Source organism: Rhodopirellula sp. J20-39 (assembly GCF_057365095.1).
Genome location: NZ_CP195123.1, coordinates 5,538,594 through 5,560,586 on the forward strand (window position 1 = coordinate 5,538,594; position 21,993 = coordinate 5,560,586).

Consider the following 21,993-nt stretch of genomic DNA (forward strand, 5'->3'; position numbering starts at 1 on the left):
TCAGCGAATAGGCCAATCGTCCGTGCGAAACGACGATGCTGGCAATCCAGCGTCGTTGGCAAGATTCGGAATATCTCCACTGCCCCAAGCGAACCGAACTGCGACCGGTTCAGTAACGCTGTCACTGCGAACCACAATCGTATCTCCATCGATTACCGCATGAGCGTCCACGAACTTTTGATCTTCACCTGCAATCGTAAAGTGAGTCAGCGGCTTGTCATCGTTTGCGGTTAAACCGCCAGCGGTGTGCGTGAACGTGAGTCGAATTGTGCCGTTCTCGATCGCGTGGCCTTGGTAGACGGGGCCTGAATCCACTAGGTCCGTGCGACCATAGTCACGAGCCAAGGCAAGCCGAGCCAACCGCTCACCGACGGGCTTCTTTTCCTTCGGGTGAATGTTTGTGAAATCCCCCACGTCCATCGTGACCGCCATTCCAGTATTCGGCTCCGATAGTGCCATCAACTGGGCTTCACGCAAGTAAGCCGCACTGACCGGATTCGTTTTATAAGCGAATGGAGCGATTTGAACGTAGTAAAACGGAAAATCGCCTTTCCCCCAACGACTACGCCAATCACGAATTAGCGCCGGAAAGAGCGTTCGATATTGTTCGGGACGCTCCACATTCGATTCGCCCTGGTACCAAACCACGCCGCGAAACGAATACGGGATCAACGGTCGAATCATGCTGTTATACAAAACGGCAGGACTGGTTTGCCGGATGCCCTTTGGCCCCTTTTTACCCCGGGGATAAAGCACGCCGGTTTGTTTTGCATGTTGCGGGTATGCGTCGAGTACTTCATCGAACTCCGGAAAATCTTTGCGAAGCACTTCCGGGCTAACCCATGCTTCGGCTGACGAACCGCCCCAATTAGTCGAAACCAATCCGATTGGCACGTCCAACTCTTGGTGCAAGCGTGCCCCAAAGAAATAGCCAACTGCACTTAAACTTAGCACCGATTGAGGATTGCACGGCGTCCACTTTGTACGGACGTCGTCTTGCCCTTCCAAGGCAACGACGGATGGCACTTCGCAATAGCGGATGCGAGGGTAGTTAGCCTTCTCGACATCTTCCTTGAAATGCTCCAAACCGAATCCACGCATCTTCCACTGCATGTTTGATTGACCGGAACAGATCCAAACCTCGCCGATGAATACATCACGAATTCGGACCTCTTCGCTGGCGGTCTCAATCGCGACTTCAAAAGGACCTCCCGCTTGCGGTGTGTCGATGGAAGTCTTCCAACGTCCATCCTTGTCCGCTACTGCGGTACCGGTTTGATCAGACCATGATGAACTGACTACAACGGTTTCATTCGGTTGAGCGGTACCCCAAATTGCATTCTTGCATTTCTGCTGCAAGACCATTTGGTCACCAAAGATACCTGCAACTTGAAGTGGCTGCTTATCACCCGCAGTCGCACACGAGAACATTGATCCCCAGCACGATGCAAACAATACAATTGCATGGGCTACTAGAACGGTCAGACGCATATTCAATTCCTTAAAGTGGCTGTCATCCTTGACTCAAACTCCTGTCTCAGCATGTAGTCGCTGACAAGGCTACTCGTAACAAAACCCCTGAGCAAGATTCCCCGATTGGAAACTTTCGAAGCCAAACAAGCGGCTATGACTACCGTTTTAAGCACCTTCAATTCACGACAGTCCGACATCCATACACCAACGTCAGATAAGGTTCATTACGCCACCAAAACTAATAGCTAAACAGTATTTGCAAGACACCCCAATGTGCTGACGGCGTTTGTCACGGACCTGCCCCCGCTTCCTCACATGCGTCGTTTCGTCGCGATCACCTTTCCCGTTTCCCGTGATCCCCGATCAACCTCCTAGCACCACTGTCTCGAGATCGCCGAATCCAATAACAAACGACAATTCTTACCAACGTTTCGGTAGACGCACCGATCCACGTGCCGTTGTGGTCCAATGACAAGTCACTGTCTGTCTGCTTATTCAGCGACTTGTATCCTTCGCAATTGAGAGACCGACAGACATCCGAAAAGCTCTCACCGCGAATAGTCACACACTCGCAACGCCGATTAATTTGCTACCAGACTTTAGCGAATGCTTTGCCCTAACGAATCAAACTGGAAGCACCATGGAACTGACTGACGTCCCGCAACTTGTTCGCAACGCAGATCGTTTTCGCGAAGTGGTGGCAGTCCTGGGGAAACACGGACTAGCCGATTGGCTGGCCAATGTCCCGGTTCCCTGGCTCGAACGTTTTCGCGGCTCGCCAAGCGTTGACGGATTGTCGACCCACGCTCGCATTCGTGTTGCGATGACTGAATTGGGAACGACATTCATCAAACTTGGTCAGGTACTCAGCACGCGTCCCGACCTGGTTGGTGAACCACTCGCTGAAGAACTGGCGCTACTAAGAGCGAACACTCCTGCCGATGATGCACAGACCGTCATCGCAATGGTCGAATCGGAACTTGGCGGGAAGCTTAGTGAACGGTTCGCCGACTTTGATCCGATTGCGTTTGCTTCGGCTTCGATTGGACAAGTTCACCACGCCACAACGCTTGAGGGGAAAGCGGTTGTCGTCAAGGTTCAACATGCAGGCATCGAACGCCGGATGGTGAATGACCTGGAGATCATGGAAAAGCTTTGCGAGATCGCGGAACAGCAGTCTGGACGACTGCAGCAATATCGCCCTTTAAAAACCATGCGTGAATTCCGTAAGTCACTTACCAGCGAACTGGACTTCGGACGCGAACTGAAGAACATGCAGCGATTTCGACGCAACTTCGATGGCGTTGAAGGCATCCGATTCGCCGAGCCTTTTGCCGAGCTAAGCTCGCGTCGAGTGCTGACCATGGAACGGTTCGACGGCGTCAGTGTCTCGGACACCACTGAGTTGAAAACAGCTGGACTCGCCTTAGATGAACTCGCCCGTCGGGGAGCCAATCTCTTCATTGAAATGATCTTCCGCGACGGCTTCTACCATGCCGATCCACATCCGGGCAATTTGATGGTTTTGGCTGATGACCAAACGACAGCAACCACTCTTCAATGTCCAACACTTGGCATTCTGGATTGTGGCATGGTAGGCCGAATCGACGATGGCCTTAGGGAGGATCTTGAATCGGCGCTGATTGCGGCAGTAGGCCAAGATGCACCAAAGATTGCAGAGATCGTTGCGCGAGTCGGCGAGGTTCCATCCGATTTTGACGAACCCGCCATGACCTCAGCGATCGAGGACCTGATTGACGACTACGGACAACAATCGCTCCTGGATTTCGATCTCAGCGGTTGTCTGAGCAACGTTCTTGAGATCATCCGAACACACCAAGTCTACCTACCCACCAAGGTTGCGATGCTACTGAAAGTACTCGTGATGCTTGAAGGCACCGCTCACCAACTCAGTCCAACATTCAATTTGGCCGAGCTGATTCGACCCTACGGTGAACAAGCGATGCTGCGGCGTTTTTCGCCCAAACATCTCTACGAAAAGGTAAAGTCGAATGCCGAGGACTGGCAAAACCTAATCGGCATCCTTCCCAAAGATGCCGCCGATATTCTGCATAATCTTAAACGGGGTAAGTTCGACGTCCACCTACAACACCGACGACTCGAACCCATCGTCAATCGTCTTGTGCTGGGAATTTTGACCGCCGCGTTGTTCATCGGCTCGGCGGCCTTATGGAGCAATCAAGTTCCACCAACGATAGGCGGGTTCTCGATCCCCGGTCTCGTCGGATGCGTGGTCGCTGTCATCATGGGCTACAGCATATCTAGCCAGATCCGACACTCCTCACGAACATCAATCGATGACTAGGTTGCCGGCGACATGTCACTAAACATTCGCTCGAATGTTCACTACGCCACTTCAATTGAATTCCTCGAATCCGCAGCGGTCCATGCTGATCGGCTACGAAGGCAACTGCCCCTTTGGATCTCCCGACCCAACCTCCCAGGGGTAGCGAATCAGCGATCCAGCAGCTTGTCAACCGGCATTCGAGACGTCGCCTGACTCACTATCTAGCTCGGGATAACCGTCAATAGAACAGCGGAATATCAGCCTGTTCATGCGGACATTCCGCCCCTCTCTCTGAAATATTTCAGTCGATGTCATCAGTACAGATGACATCGCCCAACCTCGTCGCAGGTAAACTAACGGCCCAATGACCAATACTGCGGCCGAGAAACCAACCTTAACCGCCCCCCCCAACAGCAAGCAGCAGTTCGCGGAGCGTGGCCGGCAGAGGTCGATCGGCCTACACACCTCCGATGGCCAAGTGCCCTCAGGGCACGTCAATCGAAAAGTTGCCCGATATTTATCCCCGCTTCAAAGGTATTCAAATGCGTATTTTCTCGAAAAAACCGAACGGTTTTACGTTAGTGGAATTGCTTGTTGTCATTGCAATCATTGGGGTGCTAGTTGGCTTGCTATTACCAGCGGTCCAGGCAGCCCGAGAGGCCGCTCGCCGAATGAGCTGCAGCAACAATTTTAAGCAAATTGGACTGGGGATCCACAACTATCATTCGGCGTACCAACAGTTGCCCCGACACAAAGCAGGCACCGATCAACCTTCGGGGAACTGGTGGAATCAAACGGAAGTTTGCAACATGGAACAGCTCAGCATGTTGGTGGCGTTGACCCCATTTGTCGAAGGCCAAGCCCTTTGGGAACAAATCAGCAATCCCAGCCTCGCCAAATTCGACGGGACCTCACGGTCAGCCAGTAATCCTTGGCCAGCGATGGGCCCGACGCCATTCAGTGACAATGATCAATACGTTCCATGGAGAACCAATGTCCCAACGTTCCGTTGCCCAAGTGACCCAGGCGTTGGACTTCCCTCTCACGGTCGGACCAATTACGCAGCGTGTTTGGGAGACAGCATCTACTCATGCTCTCACGGTCCTGCAGATGGTGACCTAGACAAAACCGAGTCCGAAATTGTGCAGCGTTCGCGGGCAAACCAACGCGGCGTGTTCGTGCCGCACACAACGATGAAATTCCGCGACATTCTCGATGGGCTTGCCAACACCGTCATGATGGGTGAAATCACCACGGATCTGGGCGACCGCGACGTGCGTACTGCTGCTCGGGTTGACTCGAATGATGTCGACACAATCGGCGGCGATCCTTCTCGTTGCCGTGGCACCGGCTTCGTAGATCCGTCACGTCCTCAATTTTGGCTGTCCGGCGTTGCGGTCACCACCGACACCGCCAACATTGGACGCGGCTACAAATGGGCTAATGGCTCACCGCTCAATACCGTGATGCAAACCATCACGCCGCCTAACTCACAAGCCTGCACTACTTCGACGATTCGGTACCACCGAAATGGATCTTATCAAACCAACGGTTCGCCGGAGGACAAGTTCGGTTTGATGCCGCCCAGTAGCCGTCACCAAGGGGGATGTCACATTTTGATGGGCGACGGAGCGGTCAAGTTCATCACCGACTCGATCGAAGCCGGTAACGCCTCGGCGGGCAACGTTGTCTTCCAAGGTGCTGGATTACGAGCACCTGGTTCGCAGAGCCCCTACGGACTTTGGGGTGCACTGGGTACTCGTGGAAACCAGGAAGTCATTCAAGAGGAACTATAGCTTAAGCCGTTTCTGGCTCACCACATCGACCGAACTCTTCGGACGTCGAGCGTGCGGTTCCGAATGCAACACTTCTTGACGTATCTGCTGGCGACCGTTGTGCACAATGATTCCAGCTGAAACGTGGAAACGAATTGGCCACGCCGGCCAGCACGCTGGAACCGCAATGGAAAACACTGGTAATTCGAGTGGATACCTAACCTATGCGAAGCAGAGAAGAGTTAAATATTTCAATCTTGAAAGCAAAGAATGAGTCCGAACAAGCACATCGGTCTGCTGACGGTCGTCGCCCTATTCGCAGGCGTTGCGTGCGCTGAAGATCGCCGACCTGATAAACCAAATGTCTTGCTACTTCTGGCTGATGATTTGGGCTGGCAAGACGTCAAGTGCTACGACATCGACGAACCCTCCCCCTACGAAACGCCCAACATAGATGGGCTAGCCAAAGACGGTGTCATGTTCTGGCAAGGATATTCGCCAGCCCCCGTTTGCGCACCATCAAGATGCGCGATCTTGAGTGGGATCCATCCAGCTCGTGCGCAGAAGACCAACGTGCGTGGGGGCACACCTCCGGCACCTCGTCATCTGACAGGCTCACGGGTCATGCCACCTTGGCAGACTGCCCGGTTATCAATGGAAAAACCAACCGTTGCACAGGTGTTGCGAGAAAACGGATACGCAACCGGGCATAGCGGCAAATGGCATGTAAACATGACCCCCAAGTCAGAACCACTTCCCAAAGATGTGGGGTTTGAATGGTCGCGTGAAAGTATGGGGGTGGCGAGAAACATGGCTCCCAACCGTGTGGAAGGATTTTCAACAAATGCAGCCAATGATCCCTGGCAACTCGACGCGAATGGGTATCCCAGAAACGGAATTTTCAATGATGCTTTGACCTTCATGGACCAACATCGAGAGCAACCTTTCTTCCTCTTCTGCGCGGCACGCTTGGTACACGCACCTATCCAAACTCGCAGCAAAGCGCTGCTGGAAAAGTATTGCAATAAGCTCGGGGTTCCGTTCCCGAACGGCCCTGACCCGATCGCATTGCCTGGACAGCAAAACCCATATTACTGCGCCATGGTCGAGGAGTTTGATAAATGCGTTGGTGACTTGTTGAGCTACCTCGATTCTACGGATGACCCTCGTTGGCCCGGTCACAAGCTCCGCGAAAACACGTACGTCATCTTCACCTCAGACAACGGAGGCATGGAACAACTGAAAGGAGACATAATCACAGACAACTATCCGCTTGATGGCGGCAAGATCCGGTTGGAAGAGGGCGGAACTCGGGTGCCTCTGATCATTGCCGGACCGAATATCCCTGCCGATACGCAAACCAATGTGATGGCAAACGGCTTGGATTTCTATCCGACCATTTTGTCGATAACTGGAACGGAAACTCCGGACTCCCAACATTTAGACGGATGCGATTTACTTCCATTGCTTACTCAGTCTCCTCACGACCCAACCCTCGTCAAGCAACAAAATGGCCACATCCGTGATTCCATGATGTGGCATTTCCCACATGGCGTCGCGATGTACAGCACCATTCGGACCAATGATTTTAAGTTGGTTCGAAATTTCGATCACATCGGCAACTCAAAGGTCGATAGCGAACTGGAGCTGTACCAGCTTTACCAAACGGTAGACGGCAAGGTCCAACGTGTGGATATCGAAGAATCCAAGAACCTGGCGTCATCCATGCCTGAAAAGGCTAAGCAGCTCAACACCCAACTAACCGAACTGCTGACCGAAATGAATGCCAGCAACGCCTACTTCAACCCCACCTATCAAGGTGACCTACCTCACAAAGAAACCGTTCCATCGGTCATTTCGGAGGAGCGAGACGGAGACGTGGTCCGCGTCAAGCTCCAAGAGAACGGAGCCCAAGTCGTCCGTGGTGAGTTGATGTACACGACGCTGGGCGGTCAACCGAACGAGGAATGGTTTCCCGCTCCGGCAGTCGTTGAAGATGGAACCATCGCTGCGTCACTTCCGGCAGGAACGACTCATTACTTTTTCAACATCATCGATGAAAACAATTTCTTGGTCAGCTACCCGCCCTTAAGCAGCCAACTGCACTACACCTCAAAAAACCAATACTCGAAAGATGCATTGAGTGCGACTCACTAAGTTCGACCAATCGTAGTGGACGACGTCACGAGTCCGTTCGCGAAACAAACGTAGTGGACGACGCAACGAGTCCTCCCCTCACGAACACTTAATAGACAATCTCAACATTACTCCCCATGACATTCGATCGAAGGCCGACTCTGTTAAAAGCAAAGACCAAACAAAGAAGTTGGATACTGACAGTGCCCGTGTTCTCGGCGATCCTATTCGCAGCGACGTCGATCTCTTCCGCTGACGAGTCTCGAGTCTGGAAATCGGCTGACGGGAAATTTTCTGTTCAAGCGGAATTCGTCGGTATCGAGAATAGCATCGTCCGACTTCGAAGAACGGACAACAACAAGTCCGTATCGGTTCCTGTAGAAATGCTTAGCAGTACCGACCACGAATATCTTCGCGACCGTTCCAAACTACCCAGAAGCAAAACAAAGCAACCGGGCCGCCGCGCAGCGTGGATGGAAGGGCAATGGGGATTCCGCTTCAACATGCCGGGCATGCGGCAAGCAGATTCACTCGCTGAATTCGACGTGCAGAAAATGATGGAACAGATCAAGGTTCTAGACTCTGCAAGCTGGGTGCAAATCAATATCACGCAGGGCGCGAACGGTTCCTATTTCACATCCCCGCATACAGTTCTAGCTGAACAGATATCACCAGATATCGTTCCTCAACGCGACCTATTTGGCGAGATGCTCGACGCACTCATCGAACAAGACTTCAAGGTCATGGTCTATTTCGCAACCGAAGGCCCGGCGATGGGTAAACATCCCGAAAAGGCGTTGCCGGGTGTGATCGACACTTGGAAGCAGTACGCAAAATCGCGAGGGATGACACCAGAACAAGCGGTCGCTGAAATCATCGTCAAAGAATACTCATTGCGTTACGGCACCAAGATTTCCGGCTGGTGGTTCGATCACGCAACGTACGGAGACATCAAGGCACTCCAAACGGCGGCTCTCGCAGGAAATCCAAATGCGGCATTGACGTTTAACGTGGGGGGATCTCCCAAGCTATTGACATGCCCCGAATCCGACTTCACCGCAGGCCATCCCACCCCGATGAAGCGGCATAGCCCATCATGGGAAGGGAACGAGGTCGCAATCGAACTCATTGAAAAGAACAACTACATCAAAGGCTCTTTGGGACATTTCTTTCCGCCCATGCAGGCAACGTGGAACTCTGGTAAACCGGCATTCGAGACTCAACAAGCGATTGACTGGACGATACGAATCACCGAAGCAAAGGGAGCAATTACATGGGCCGTCGCTCTAGCTGATGCCAAAGGCAAACAGGCGCCACTGGCCTCCTTCCAATTCAAACAACTCAAAGCGATCAATGACGCGGTTAAGCAAAGCAGGCAGCAATAATGATGGTTTCGAGCGGTATCACATCGCTGCACCTTTCGATCGCGATCCGGCGACCTTAGCCACAGTTTCGGATCAATAAATGCGGTCGCACGCTCCCCGGTCGTGTTGGTTCCTACCGACCGTGAAGTGTTCGGCCACTTTTCCCTGCCGAACCAAGCCCCCATACAGATCTCGCAAAAATCAAATGACATAGGACTCAATCAGTAACCCCCGCCTATGTTCTGGAAGCCTATTTCATCCAAAAAACAGCCACTCACCAACAATCGAATAACGCAAATGAATCTTCTTAAATCTACATTTCCTGCTCTGCTGATATTTGCTTACGCCGCCATCACAATTCCAGTCTCTGCTGACGCTGACGAACGACCGAATATCCTTATCTTTTATGTAGATGACCTCGGTTGGCAGGACGTCCAGCTCAATGACCTAGACGATCCGTGTCCTTATGAAACACCAAACGTGATTGAACTGGCAAAACGGGGAATTAATTTCCCGCAAGCATATTCCGCTGCACCGACCTGTGCACCTTCACGGGCCGGAATCATGACAGGCCAGCATCCGGGTAAGCTCAGATACACTCACGTCACGTTTGACAACATCCCCAAGGGCAGGCCGACGGAAGAATTCGTTGATCCTTATCTTGGTGCGCATCTTCCGATGGACGCGCTTACCTTGGCGACGGCTTTGAAAGACAATGGCTACGCTACCGGCCATGTAGGCAAGTGGCACCTTGGATTGAGCTCCTCGCTATTCGGATTTGAGTTCAGTCACGAAGAACGAGGCGTGCATCGCAAGTTAGCCGATCGGACCAAGGGTTTCGCAACGGCCGATGATCCCAAATATCCGCTGAGTCAGAAGAAATACCCACCGATCAGCGATAAGAAGCCCGAGGGTATTTCGTATCCCTTCGATGACGTCACCGAAACTGCCTTGCAGTTCATGAAGCAGAGCGATGACAAGCCGTTCTTTCTCTATCTGGCGCACTGGATGGTTCACTGGCCGGTGATGACGCGTAATGGCGAGTTACTCGAATACTATTGCGACAAACTGGATCAACCTTTCCCTCCCAAACCGGGAGATGTGACATTGGAAGGGCAACAAAATCCTTACTTCGCTTCCATGGTGACCACGGTGGACTGGAGCCTAGGACGAATCGTTGACTACCTGGAAACGACCGATGATCCACGCAGCCCTGGCAAGAAGCTGATCGAAACCACCTATGTCATCTTCACGTCGGACAATGGCGGCGCGGAACATCACGGCAAGGAAGTTATCTCGGACAACTATCCGCTGAAGTACGGAAAAGCCCACGACGAGGAAGGCGGGATTCGCGTCCCGATGGTTGTTACAGGGCCAGGAGTTCCCAAGGGAAAACAGTTCGATGGGTTGGTGAACCAACTCGATGTCTTTCCAACAATCTTGAATCTAACTCGTTCTCAGATTGCACAGGAAGCAAAAGATGAACTGAGCGGATGTGATATCACACCAGTCCTTTTGGATGATGCACAGCAAATCACCGATGAGGAAGGTACAGCACGCGAGAACTTATTTTGGCACTTCCCGCATGGTGTTGACGCAATGAAAGCAGCGATTCGCGAGGGGGACTTCAAGCTCTACAAAAACTACCAGACTCGCAACTACAGCTTGTATCGACTCTACAAGGATGGGAAACGTTACGACCTAGAAGAAACAACGGATCTCGTGGCGGACCCTGAATATGCTCCGGTCCTGAAACGACTATCAGAAAACCTCGAACGCCACCTCGCCGAAAATAAGGTAGAGGGTCCGTACCTCAACCCAGCGTTCAAAGACAAAACAATACCGTCCGCCGAGATCCAAAAGGTAGCGTTCAAAGCGGATACCCGTCGGGCAAGCGTGCGTCTTAAGAACACTGGCCCTAGCATCGAGACCGCGTACGTGATTTATCGCGATCAGCCGGATGCCGATCAGAAAAAGGCTAGACGTAACAAAGAATCATTCGATGTCCGCCTGGGCATGAAGATCCCCGCAACGATCGTCGCTTCCGGCGATGTGGTCATCGCTCAGATTCCGGAAGGAATTGACGCCTACTGCTTTCTGCTAATCGATGAAAACAACTACCAGACCTTCACCGAGACTCAACTAGCTCGCTAGTCGTTTACAACAAGTAGAACCCAAGAAAGATGATAAAACAGATCACTTTGGCTTTGATCGGCTTGCTGGCCGTTGCGTGCACTGCCCATGCGCAGGAGAAGTCACTGGCGGAAGATCCGTTTGCGTTAGAGCAGACGCGGCAACAATCGACCGGTGAGCGTCCCTGGGTCGGCAAGACGCACAAAGAGGTGCAGGCGTGGGCCAGAAAGAACCTGCACCGCAAGCTGATCGGGAAAGAGATCGATGCGGCCTCGCATCCTGAATGGGAATGGTTTCGCAAGTCGGGACTTGGACTATTCCTGCACTGGGGGCCTCCGAGTGTCGCGCCCAACAACGGGGACGCGTGGGCCATGGTTTGGTCGCAGGCAAAGGCCAACGCAAAACGCAAGATGATGCTTCCCGAGGATATGTTTGCGGTGGCGGAGACCTGGAATCCCGAGAAATATGATCCTGACAAGTGGATGGCCGCGGCGGCCGAAGCGGGCTTCGGCTATGCGGTGCTGACTTCGCACCACCACGACGGTTACTGCCTTTGGCCGAGTGAGCATGGAACCTGGGATACCGGCGACCATATGAACGGCCGCGACCTGATCAAAGACTACGTCGACGCATCACGCAAACACGGGCTGCGCGTCGGGTTGTACTATTCCGGCCCGAATTGGCATTACGATTACAAGAACCGAGAGTTCATGCATCCGCCGAGCAAGAACCTCCGGATGAACTACCAACATGAAAAGGTCGACACGTCTGCCAAGCTGACGCCTCTGATGGCCAGCAGCGGTCCGGCTGAAAAGGAACAGTCGGAAGGTCAGGTCCGGGAACTGATGAGCAATTATGGCCCGATCGACATGATGTGGTGGGATGGCAACAGCATCATGACGCCGGAAGAGCTCGCCAAACTGCAGCCGAATATCTTTGTGGCTCGGGGCCTGATCGCTACGCCGGAAGGCATGCATCATGGAGAAAGCGAAAACGTGAAGGTGACCAACGAAGCGGGATGGTGGTGGGAGCTTTGCATTAAATCGGAAAACAGCTTTACCCCGAACTGGCACTATGGGGTGCAGTGCGAGACGAACCATTGGGATACCACTAAGCTGCTGACGGAATTAATCCGCTGTCGGTCGTTGGGCGGCAACCTGCTGGTGAATATCCCACCGCGCGGCAACGGCGAAATGATGGACTGGTACTACGAGGTCTGCGATGAAATGGCAGGCTGGATGAAGCATTCCCGCGAGGCGGTTGTGGATGTCGACCTCGATGCACCACTCCCCACGCTGGACAAGACGCAGAATTTCACAACGAAACGCGGAAACATCTTTTATTCACTGCCCAACGATCAAGGCGTTGTCTTCATCCGAGACGTCCAACGCCCCGCATCGGTCACGTTGCTGCGAACGGGAGAGTCGATTGATTTTGAGCATCGCGACGAATCTCTTCGGATTGCTCTGCCGGAGTCGCTGAGAACCGAACTGCCGAATATGGTGAAAATCGTTTTGCGTGAATAGACCATCAAGTGAATGAAGAATGAAAACTCGCGAAGAGTCGGCCCGAATGATCAGTCGCGGGAGATTCGAGATCACAAACAACTGAAAGAACAAGGCATCCCTGAAATGAGAAACCGCGGAGCTACTCGACAATGACGCGTAAACACCCAGCGATTTTTGCAATCACATTGCTTTTCTTATGTGCGTCGGTTTTAGATGCGCAGAGCACGGTTGATTCGGTGGTGAAGATCTCGGACAGCGAGGAGTTTGGATCGGCAGGTGTTTCGATCTACACGCCCGAGATTCGGGAGAACATGAAGAAGTTGTACGAAGACAAATTCGGCATGTTTGTTCATTGGGGCCCCTATGCCCAACTCGAAGGTGTCTGGGACGGCAAAGAGGTTTCTGCTGAATGGATAATGAAGCGAGCCTTCATCCCGGTAAAGGATTATGAACGGGAGGCGTCTGGAAAATTCAAGCCGACGAAATTCAATGCAGCTGATTATGTAACCATTGCAGAGAACGCTGGCATGCGTTTTATCGTGATCACCGCAAAGCACCATGACGGCTTTGCCATGTACAAATCAAAGCACCCCTACAACTTGGTTGACTTTGCCGGCTTCGGGCGAGATGTGCTGAAGGAGTTGTCCGAGGAGTGTGCCAAACGACAGATGAAGCTTGGTTTCTACTATTCACAGAGTCAAGACTGGCATGAAGAGGGCGGGTTTGGAAATCATTGGGACTTTGTAGGAAACCTGAAACCGCAAGATAAGTTCGATGCCTATTTTGAAGAGAAAGCGGTGATGCAGGTAAACGAACTGACTCGCAATTATGGCGATATCTTCATGGTCTGGCTTGATACGCCGGTGCAGATGGACGATGCAAAATGCCAGCAAATGATGGACGTTGTCAAAGAGAATCAACCGGGCGCATTGGTGAACTCACGGCTGGGCAAAGGATACGGCCACTTTGATGTTTCCATGGATAATGGTAAATGCCCGAGCGTCAGCAAAGCCACGTGGCTCCCGGATTTGAAAGTGCCGTGGCAAACGCATGAATCGGTAACCCAAAACGGATGGGGATACACTTCGTATGGAGGCGAAAACGATCGCTCAGAGGAATACGGCGACTTCATTTATAGCCTGTGCCGAATCGTCAGTCACGGCGGCGTTTATCTACTGAATGTGGCACCGCGACCGGATGGCACGCTTCCGGAATCACAAATCAACAGCATCACGGCCATCGGCGATTGGCTGAAGGTGAATGGTGAAGCGATCTACGGCGCCGATCCAAGTCCGCTAAAATTCCCACCGTATGCCATCACGAGTAAGCCGGGCAAGGTTTATCTTCAACTGAAGGAGCTCGAGAGTAATCAAGTCGAACTCGAGGGCCTGTTGTCAACGGTGAAGAAGGCCTACGCCCTCGCTGATCCATCACGCAGTGCACTGACATTTGCGCAGGAAGGTTCGCACTTGAACGTTACCTTGCCGGATGAACTCAAACAGCCGCACGTGACTGTCATCGTGCTGGAAATCGACGATGAAACTCCGCAGGTCGTGGATGAAACCATCCAACAGAGCGATGACGGAACCATTCATTTGCCCGTGGCACTCTGCGAGTACGCCGTCCGCCGAATCAGCTATGACTACGACGAACAAACGACCCGAAACTGGGGCGGGAAAACCAACCAGGGCTTGGTCTGGACGGTGAACGTGAAAACGCCTGGCGTCTTTGAAGTCATCAGTGAAGACAACGGCGAGGATACGCTCAGCTACGAGTTGAAGTCGCCGACAGACGGGATCGTTGTGCAGCCGAAGGGGAATGCGGGCGAGCTCACAAAGAAATCGCTCGGGCAACTGAAAATCGACCAGACGGGCGTCATCCAAATAACCGCGTCTCCCAAGGATACGATCTCATGGTTTAACAACTTCCGGTTGAAAGGCGTCGAGCTAATTCCTGTAAAAGAGTCTGCAAAAAGCGTGGTGAACCAATGAAGACACGGCTACTGATTCTAACGACGAGTTTTCTTTCCGCGATCGCTTCCGTGCAGGCGGCGGATCTCTATGTGAGTCCGGCAGGGAACGATACGAATCCTGGCACAATCTCAAAACCCTTGGGATCGCTGTCAGCAGCCGTTGAGGGTTTGAGAGCATTGCGGGCATCCGGAAACCAGGAGCCTTCGACGATTTATCTTCGCGGGGGACGTCATCAACTCACCCAAACGTTGGTGCTCGGATTGGAAGACGGGCGTGCGGCAACGTTCGATATCGAACCATTTGAATCATATGGATCCGGTGAGATCTCGAGCCCAGCCTATTTGACGATTGCGGCCTTTCCGGGCGAGCATCCCGTCGTCAGCGCGGGAGTGCCGGTGACCGGTTGGAAGCGACTCGAGTCCGCACCGGATGCACTGCCTGGAAAATCCAGGGGCAAGGTCTGGGTGGCCAACATGCCCGAAGGGATGGAGCGGTTCTACACGCTCTATGACGGCAACGGACGCCTCAAACGCGCCCGTGACAGTGGTTTCTTGGTCACAGGAAAGGGCGATCTTCGAACGTTGCACTTTCCGAATGATGCGTTGAAGAACTGGGATAACCTAACGGACGTGGAGATCAATATCCGGCCATCGCGTGCCTGGGTAATCAACATGCTTCCGCTGGCGTCGGTGGATGAAAAATCGGGCGTAGCGAAAACCAGCGTTTCTTCGACGTACGCCATGGGCCCGATTCCCGGATGGGTGCATAATCCTTCCGGCAAAAACGTCTGGGTTGAGAATACGTTGGAGGGGCTGGATGAACCCGGCGAATGGGTCGTCAATACCAAGACTCGCAAAGTCTATTTGTGGCCTTCCGATCCGGCTCCCAATGGATCGCCGCGAGGGATCTTGGCACCGAGCACCAGCGAGCTCATTCGCGTGGAAGGCGAGATCGATTATGACGGGCCCGCCGACACGCCGGTGCGAGGCATTGCATTCGAAGGACTGACGTTTACCCACGGCGACCGCTACGCGTGGACGAACGATGAAACCCGTTTGGGTTGGGGAATGCAGCATGATTGGGATCTATTTGATCGACCAACAGCGTTGCTACGTTTCCGGGGAGCCGAAGCCTGTGTGGTAAACGATTGCCGCTTTGTTGATTCGGGCGGCACGGGAGTTCGACTAGACCTTCACGCTCAACGTAACCGCATCGCCGATTGTGAGTTTGCACATTTGGGCGAAGCAGGCATTTTGCTGGCGGGTTATGGCCCGGGGACCAAGGATGTCCATCACCACAACACCATTCTCAATAATCACATTCACCACTTCAGCGAGATCACGTGGCATTCTCCGGGGATTTGGGCGTGGCAAAGCGGTCGCAATCAGATTGCCCACAATGAGCTGCATCATAGCGGCTATACCGCGGTCCTGATTACAAACCGGGTTGAACCGGATCGCTCTTTAAACGGAGAAGGCGGCAAAACGATCCGACAAAATGAAATTCCCGAAGCCGTCAAAGCGGGTGTTCGAGAGACCTATGAAAATTGGAAGGTCCGCGAAAAGTACAATCACGCTCGGCACAACCTGTTGGAATACAACGAAATCTCGCATTGCGTGCAATTGCTTTCCGATGGAAATGCGATCTATGTGTCCGGTGCCGGAACGGGCAATATCGTTCGATACAACTACATCCACGATAACTTGGATCATTCACTGCCAGCGGCCATTCGCTGCGATGATGACCAGCATGAGACGCTCATTCATGGAAACGTCCTCGATAACAATTTTGGATTTGCCGCCGGGATTGCTTCGAAAGGCGTGAACGACATCACGAACAATTTCATCGTGAATCCTCTCACGCCTCCCAAGAAGGGCTACATCAGCTTTGAATGGGTCCGGGTCAACGGAACAAAGGTGCGGCACAATATTCTCGTGTCTCATCCGGACGGAGGAAAAGCGTATGGCGAAACACCGCTTGCGAGAACGGAAGATGGTGATCCCCGTGTCGAGGAAACAGAGATGGACTCGAATCTCTATTTTCATCCGACGGACGCGCATTGGGTGGATGAGCACTTGTCAAAAATGCGTGCGGTAGGCAAGGAAAAGGCCAGCCGTTTCGGCGATCCGATGTTTGCGGATCCTGAGAATGGCAATTTCAGTTTCCTTCCCGGCAGCCCGGCATTGGCCTTGGGCATCGAAGCGTTGGATGTATCGAAAATGGGGCGACTGGAAAGCAATCCATACCGCATTAGCGATGGAAGTGTCTTTGTGCCTCAAGACTACTATCCCATTTTCCGCTGGGACACGGTGCCGATGTATTCGATGTTCGGCGACATACAGCGAACCTTGACGCCCGCGGAAGTGGAGTTCATTGCGGCACGAACAGATTTCATCTGTATCGAAAAATCGCACGGCTATGAAGAACTCGGCGCTGCCGAGTTAGGGGCCAAGCACGAGGCGAAGGCGTTTAAAGAGATCAAACCCGACATGAAGGTTTTGTTCTATTTCAACTCAGCCTATGCCTGGCCGTTTACTTCGTACAACAAAGCGTTTAGGCCGAGCAAAATTGACACGAATCCTGAATTGATGAAGTTCTTGATCGTGGATTCTAAAACGGGCGAACTCGCGCATCGTAACAACACCTTCTTTTTTGACGTTCTGAACGCTGACTTTCGCGAGTGGTGGGCCACCACGGTTGCGAAAGGTGTCGCGGAGTCTGGATGCGACGGGGCCTTCATCGATCAAATGCATGGTTTTTCTTGGCTCCGCAAAGACAGGAGTGATGAGGTTGAGAAGGCCATGGGCGAAATGATGGCTCTGCTGAAAGAAAAAATGGGGCCGGGGAAAATTCTCTTGGGCAACAACGCGCATCAATCGCTGGCAAAACATGTTGTCCCCGTAATTGATGCGAGCATGTTTGAGCATTATGGGGACAAGCTGTTGACCAAAGAATCGCTGCTTCAGGATTGGGATGACATGCTGCGATTCGCCCGTGCCGGGAAGATGTCGATCTTTCGCATTGGCGTTGAATACGACCCGGAATCTCGGAACAGACGCAAGTCCCGGTCCTCGGATCGTTCTTCGTATTCATTTGCCAAAGAGCGGCTTGAATACTATCTCGCCTGCTACCTGATCGGAGCACAGCCCTATTCCTATTTCCAATACGGATGGGGCTGGACGCTTTCATCCGGTTCCCTATACGACTTTCCCGAGCTCCAAAAACCGCTGGGTGCACCCAAGGGGCCTTACTGCCGCACCACGCCGATCGGATGGACGTTTACTCGCGAGTTCGAGCACGCGAGCGTTTGGGTGGATACCGAAACCAAGCAGGCAAAGATTAGCTGGCGATGAGGAGTAGATCGGTGCGTGAAAGGATGATGACATGATCATTGAACACCGCTTCGCTGGTGCGTTGATGACAACGAATCAGAACGCCCCACACCGTTTCGACTCGAGAGTTCCTAGCCGTACCGCGACACGATCCACGACATCGAAATGATTCTGGAATTGAAAACGAAAAACCTCCCCCCGGCACTGCATTCTGATCTGCCTCCGGTGCATTCCAACAGTGGTCTAATGAGACATCAAATTAGAATTGGTTGCTTACTTCTGGTCGCTGTCTCGCTGTTGACCGGGACGGTGCAAGCTGAGCCGGCGCGGCCCAACATTATTTTGATGATGGCGGACGATCTCGGCTGGGGTGATGTTCATTGCTTCAATCCTAAGTCGCCGATTAAAACGCCGCAGCTCGATGCTATGGCGGCGGCGGGATTGCAGTTCAATCGCTTCTATTCTTCATCACCCGTTTGCAGTCCGACACGCGGTTCGTGCCTGACGGGACGTCATCCGTTTCGCTACGGCATCTACTTTGCCAACAAAGGACATCTAAAAAGCGAAGAGCTGACGTTGGCCGAACTGCTCCAGAATCAAGGCTATGCCACCGGGCATTTCGGTAAATGGCACCTCGGCACGTTGACGACTGAGATGAAAGATGCCAACCGGGGCAAGCCGGGCAACACCAAGGAATTCTCCCCGCCGTGGAAGAACGGCTTTGAGGTTTGCTTTTCCACCGAATCAAAGGTGCCGACGTGGGACCCGATGTTGAAGCCGCTGAAGGACAACCATAACGGCTGGGATTATATTGAGGACAAATCGACCGCGGTTCCGTACGGAACCCATTACTGGAATGAAAAGGGTGAGGTTGTCCGCGACAATCTCGATGGTGATGATTCACGCGTGATCATGGATCGGGCGGTGCCGTTCATCGAGCAAGCGGCGAAGGACGGCAAACCATTCTTTACGGTGATCTGGTTTCATGCTCCGCATCTGCCTGTGGTGGCCGGGCCGGAATATGCCGCAATGTATTCGCAGTACGATACCTACAAGCGAAATTACTACGGCTGCGTCACCGCCTTGGATGAGCAGGTGGGGCGATTGCGTGAGACGCTGCAGCAAGCAGGTGTTGCCGAGAACACGATGCTGTGGTTCGGCTCCGATAACGGCGCGTTATCGCCGGGCAAAGCGCCGGGGAGCGTGGGGGACTTCCGCGGCGGAAAACGTTCGCTGTATGAAGGCGGCGTTCGCGTATCGGGCATTTTGGAATGGCCCGCCCGCGTGAAGGCGGGAACCCAAACCGAGTTCCCCGCGGTGACCAGCGATTATCTGCCGACAATTCTTGACGAACTGAAAGTCGAATACACCGGCAAGCGTCCACTCGATGGAATTTCGTTGCTTCCGGTACTGGCCGGAACGCAGACGGAGCGAGCTCGGCCGATCGGGTTTGAATCACAAGGACAGCTCGCATGGACGACCCAGCAGTACAAGCTCTACAGCAAGAACGCCGGAAAAACGTGGGAGCTTTACAACCTGCAGACGGACCCATCGGAGAAAAACAATCTTGCATCCGCGCACCCAGAAAAAGTGGTGGAGATGTCAAAGCAATTGGCCGCATGGCGCGTATCATGTACCCGCAGTGACCAGGGCGGGGATTACTAAAATGCAAGGAATGAATAGGAAGATGCTAACGAGGAATTTGAATGAATTTTAAATATGTTCTTTTGACTGTAGGTGTTGTTTGTGGACTGCAAGGGGCTTTCGCAGAAGAGGGAAGACCGTCGAAACCAAATGTGTTACTGCTGCTGACCGATGATCTCGGGTGGCAGGATTTAAAGTGCTACGACATCGATGAGCCGTCGCCGATGGAGACGCCTCATATCGATGCGTTGGCAAAGAAGGGCGTCCTTTTCTGGCAGGGCTATTCACCCGCGCCGACCTGCGCCCGAGCCGCTGTGCCATCATGAGCGGGGATCATCCTGCCCGCGCTCAGAAGACCCACGTCGTCGGTGGCGGGCCGCCGACGCCCTACAACAAAACCATGCACCGCATGATCGCGCCGTGGTACAGCGGCCGCATGCCGGTCGAAACCGTGACGATCGCCGAGGCGCTCAAAGCAAACGGTTACACCACCGGCCACTGCGGCAAATGGCATATGGCCATTAATCACAACGCCTATCCGCAGCCGGAGGACCAGGGGTTTGACTGGACCCGCCATAATCTTGGAACGACCAGGAAGATGTCACCACATCGGTTGACGGGGTTTGCGACAAACAATCCGGACGATCCGTATCGCCTAGATGAAAACGGGTTCACAACGCACCAGAACAGCGAGGATGCGCTGACCTTTGTGCAAGAAAACAAAGACAAGCCGTTCTTCCTTTTCTATTGCACTTGGCTGGTACACACGCCGATTCATACTCGCAATGAGAGACTGCTCAATAAGTACGTTAAAAAGCTCGGCGTGGACCTTCCGGAAAATCCTCAGGAGTGGAAGGGCGAGGGACAGACCAACCCGTTTTATTGTGCCATGGTCGAGGAGCTCGATTATTACGTCGGCAAAATGATCCAAACCTTGGAAACCACCGAAGACCCGCGTTGGCCGGGTCATATGCTGAGCGAAAACACTTATGTCATTTTCACCTCCGACAATGGTGGCATGGAACGGCATCCCGATGAAATCATCACCGACAACTACCCGCTTGCTCGCGGAAAAATCTCTGCCATGGAAGGCGGAACCCGTGTTCCGCTGATCATCACCGGCCCGGGTATTGAGGCTGGCGTTGAGTCGGATGTGATGATCAACGGGCTCGATTTTTATCCGACCATTCTTTCATGGACCGGTACGCAGAAGCCCGACGGAAAGCGTTTCGACGGTTGCGATATTTCTTCGTTGCTGGAAAAGGATGCGACAAACCCCGAGTTGGTTAAGGAGGACGATGGCTCCGTGCGTGATACGATGATGTGGCACTTCCCCAACAGCATTGCGTTGGAGAGCACGATCCGCATCGGCGACTACAAACTCGTGCGCAACTACGACCACATAAACAATCCCGGTTCACCGGAACTGGAGCTCTATCGCCTTTATAAAACCGAAGGCAAAACGCTGAAACGCCGTGATATTGAAGAGGCCAAAAACCTCGCGGCTTCCATGCCGGAAAAAGCGCAGGCGATGAATGCCAAGCTGACTGAAATGAAGGCCAGCTATCCCTATTACAACCCGGCCTATCGGCATGAGCTGCCAAACAAGGAAACTGTTCCCGCGGTTGTCTCTCATAGAAAGAATGGAAACACTGTGGAGTTCTTGTATGAGGAAAACGGCGCAAAGGTGGTGCGGGCCAATCTGCTCTACACACTTAACGGCGGACATCGATATGAAGAGTGGTTCCGCACGCCCGCGACCCTGCGCTCCGGTATGAAGGTGACGGCAGAGCTTCCGGAAGGCACCACGCATTACGTCATTAACCTGATCGACGAGAACAATTTTCTGGTCAGTTATCCTGAGATGACTGACGAAATGGGTTCCCGCAACGAAAAGTATTCGGAACGGGCGCTGTCGGCAACGGGCGGAACGCCGACACCTTTACCGACCCCAAAGGCACCGACGGAGCTTCCGGAAAGGCTGATGCCGGCGGATGTGAATAAGGACGGGAAAGTCACGAAGGCGGAATTTGTCGACTACTTTTCTGCCGGCTTCGAGCGGAAGGACAAAAACAAAGACGGGCTTCTCACCCCGGATGAGCATACCCATGCCTCGTTTCAAGGCGCAGATCGGGATGAAAACGGTCATCTGACCCGCGCCGAGTTTGCATCCATCTTTGAGCGGCAGTTCGATAACACCTTCGACAAAAACAAGGATGGTGTAGCCACCGCCGATGAGATGCAGTAGCTGGATGGTCTGCCGTGATACAGGGAGAATAGAAGAACAACTATTATTTCAGCACTCATGAAAACGATCGCATTCCGTTTTCCTGCCGGTGCGAAAATC

At 53.1% G+C, this 21,993-nt stretch carries 12 protein-coding genes; 11 read left to right on the forward strand and 1 reads right to left on the reverse strand.

All coding sequences use genetic code 11. The features are described from left to right. Entirely contained in the window at window positions 1-1,491 is a 1,491-nt protein-coding gene (locus ACR3ZL_RS20035) for a sialate O-acetylesterase (RefSeq protein ID WP_486172915.1), read from the reverse strand. Window positions 1,492-2,113: 622 nt separating this feature from the next. Here ACR3ZL_RS20035 and ACR3ZL_RS20040 point away from each other — a divergent pair. The 11 genes from ACR3ZL_RS20040 (at window position 2,114) to ACR3ZL_RS20090 (ending at window position 21,894) form a co-directional block, all read left to right on the forward strand. After that, window positions 2,114-3,799: an ABC1 kinase family protein gene (locus ACR3ZL_RS20040; protein ID WP_486172916.1), complete on the forward strand. Its 1,686-nt coding sequence runs from the start codon at window positions 2,114-2,116 to the stop codon at window positions 3,797-3,799. A gap of 524 nt (window positions 3,800-4,323) precedes the next feature. Then, a complete protein-coding gene (locus tag ACR3ZL_RS20045; protein WP_473651322.1) occupies window positions 4,324-5,577 on the forward strand; it encodes a DUF1559 family PulG-like putative transporter in 1,254 nt (417 codons plus the stop codon). A gap of 249 nt (window positions 5,578-5,826) precedes the next feature. Next, on the forward strand, window positions 5,827-7,713 hold the full coding sequence (locus tag ACR3ZL_RS20050; RefSeq protein ID WP_473651321.1) for a sulfatase: 1,887 nt from the start codon (window positions 5,827-5,829) through the stop codon (window positions 7,711-7,713). 182 nt (window positions 7,714-7,895) lie between these two features. After that, the gene (locus ACR3ZL_RS20055; protein ID WP_473651320.1) at window positions 7,896-9,077 is read left to right on the forward strand and encodes an SHD1 domain-containing protein; all 1,182 of its coding nucleotides are present in this window, start codon (window positions 7,896-7,898) and stop codon (window positions 9,075-9,077) included. 276 nt (window positions 9,078-9,353) lie between these two features. Beyond that, window positions 9,354-11,210, forward strand: a complete 1,857-nt coding sequence (locus ACR3ZL_RS20060) for a sulfatase (RefSeq protein WP_473651319.1) — start codon at window positions 9,354-9,356, stop codon at window positions 11,208-11,210. A gap of 29 nt (window positions 11,211-11,239) precedes the next feature. Then, on the forward strand, window positions 11,240-12,715 hold the full coding sequence (locus ACR3ZL_RS20065) for an alpha-L-fucosidase (RefSeq protein ID WP_473651318.1): 1,476 nt from the start codon (window positions 11,240-11,242) through the stop codon (window positions 12,713-12,715). 131 nt (window positions 12,716-12,846) lie between these two features. Further along, complete coding sequence (locus ACR3ZL_RS20070; protein WP_473651317.1) at window positions 12,847-14,688, forward strand: alpha-L-fucosidase; 1,842 nt, start codon at window positions 12,847-12,849, stop codon at window positions 14,686-14,688. Beyond that, window positions 14,685-18,023: a putative glycoside hydrolase gene (locus ACR3ZL_RS20075; RefSeq protein WP_486172917.1), complete on the forward strand. Its 3,339-nt coding sequence runs from the start codon at window positions 14,685-14,687 to the stop codon at window positions 18,021-18,023. Before ACR3ZL_RS20070 ends, ACR3ZL_RS20075 begins: the two co-directional genes overlap by 4 nt. A 144-nt stretch (window positions 18,024-18,167) precedes the next feature. Beyond that, window positions 18,168-19,667 (forward strand): sulfatase family protein, encoded by a 1,500-nt coding sequence (locus ACR3ZL_RS20080; protein WP_473651315.1) that lies wholly within the window; start codon window positions 18,168-18,170, stop codon window positions 19,665-19,667. Window positions 19,668-19,708: 41 nt separating this feature from the next. Continuing rightward, window positions 19,709-19,972, forward strand: coding sequence for a sulfatase-like hydrolase/transferase (locus ACR3ZL_RS20085; RefSeq protein WP_486172918.1), 264 nt, complete (start codon window positions 19,709-19,711; stop codon window positions 19,970-19,972). Further along, entirely contained in the window at window positions 19,969-21,894 is a 1,926-nt protein-coding gene (locus tag ACR3ZL_RS20090) for a sulfatase-like hydrolase/transferase (protein ID WP_486172919.1), read from the forward strand. The genes ACR3ZL_RS20085 and ACR3ZL_RS20090 overlap by 4 nt, the downstream gene beginning before the upstream one ends. The last annotated feature ends 99 nt before the right edge of the window (window positions 21,895-21,993 follow it).

What these genes read in the sequence shown, in the direction of transcription:
- ACR3ZL_RS20035 (WP_486172915.1), bottom strand. Translation starts at nt 1,491, where the DNA reads ATGCGTCTGACCGTTCTAGTAGCCCATGCAATTGTATTGTTTGCATCG.
- ACR3ZL_RS20040 (WP_486172916.1), top strand. Translation starts at nt 2,114, where the DNA reads ATGGAACTGACTGACGTCCCGCAACTTGTTCGCAACGCAGATCGTTTT.
- ACR3ZL_RS20045 (WP_473651322.1), top strand. Translation starts at nt 4,324, where the DNA reads ATGCGTATTTTCTCGAAAAAACCGAACGGTTTTACGTTAGTGGAATTG.
- ACR3ZL_RS20050 (WP_473651321.1), top strand. Translation starts at nt 5,827, where the DNA reads ATGAGTCCGAACAAGCACATCGGTCTGCTGACGGTCGTCGCCCTATTC.
- ACR3ZL_RS20060 (WP_473651319.1), top strand. Translation starts at nt 9,354, where the DNA reads ATGAATCTTCTTAAATCTACATTTCCTGCTCTGCTGATATTTGCTTAC.
- ACR3ZL_RS20065 (WP_473651318.1), top strand. Translation starts at nt 11,240, where the DNA reads ATGATAAAACAGATCACTTTGGCTTTGATCGGCTTGCTGGCCGTTGCG.
- ACR3ZL_RS20070 (WP_473651317.1), top strand. Translation starts at nt 12,847, where the DNA reads ATGACGCGTAAACACCCAGCGATTTTTGCAATCACATTGCTTTTCTTA.
- ACR3ZL_RS20075 (WP_486172917.1), top strand. Translation starts at nt 14,685, where the DNA reads ATGAAGACACGGCTACTGATTCTAACGACGAGTTTTCTTTCCGCGATC.
- ACR3ZL_RS20080 (WP_473651315.1), top strand. Translation starts at nt 18,168, where the DNA reads ATGATTCTGGAATTGAAAACGAAAAACCTCCCCCCGGCACTGCATTCT.
- ACR3ZL_RS20085 (WP_486172918.1), top strand. Translation starts at nt 19,709, where the DNA reads ATGAATTTTAAATATGTTCTTTTGACTGTAGGTGTTGTTTGTGGACTG.
- ACR3ZL_RS20090 (WP_486172919.1), top strand. Translation starts at nt 19,969, where the DNA reads ATGAGCGGGGATCATCCTGCCCGCGCTCAGAAGACCCACGTCGTCGGT.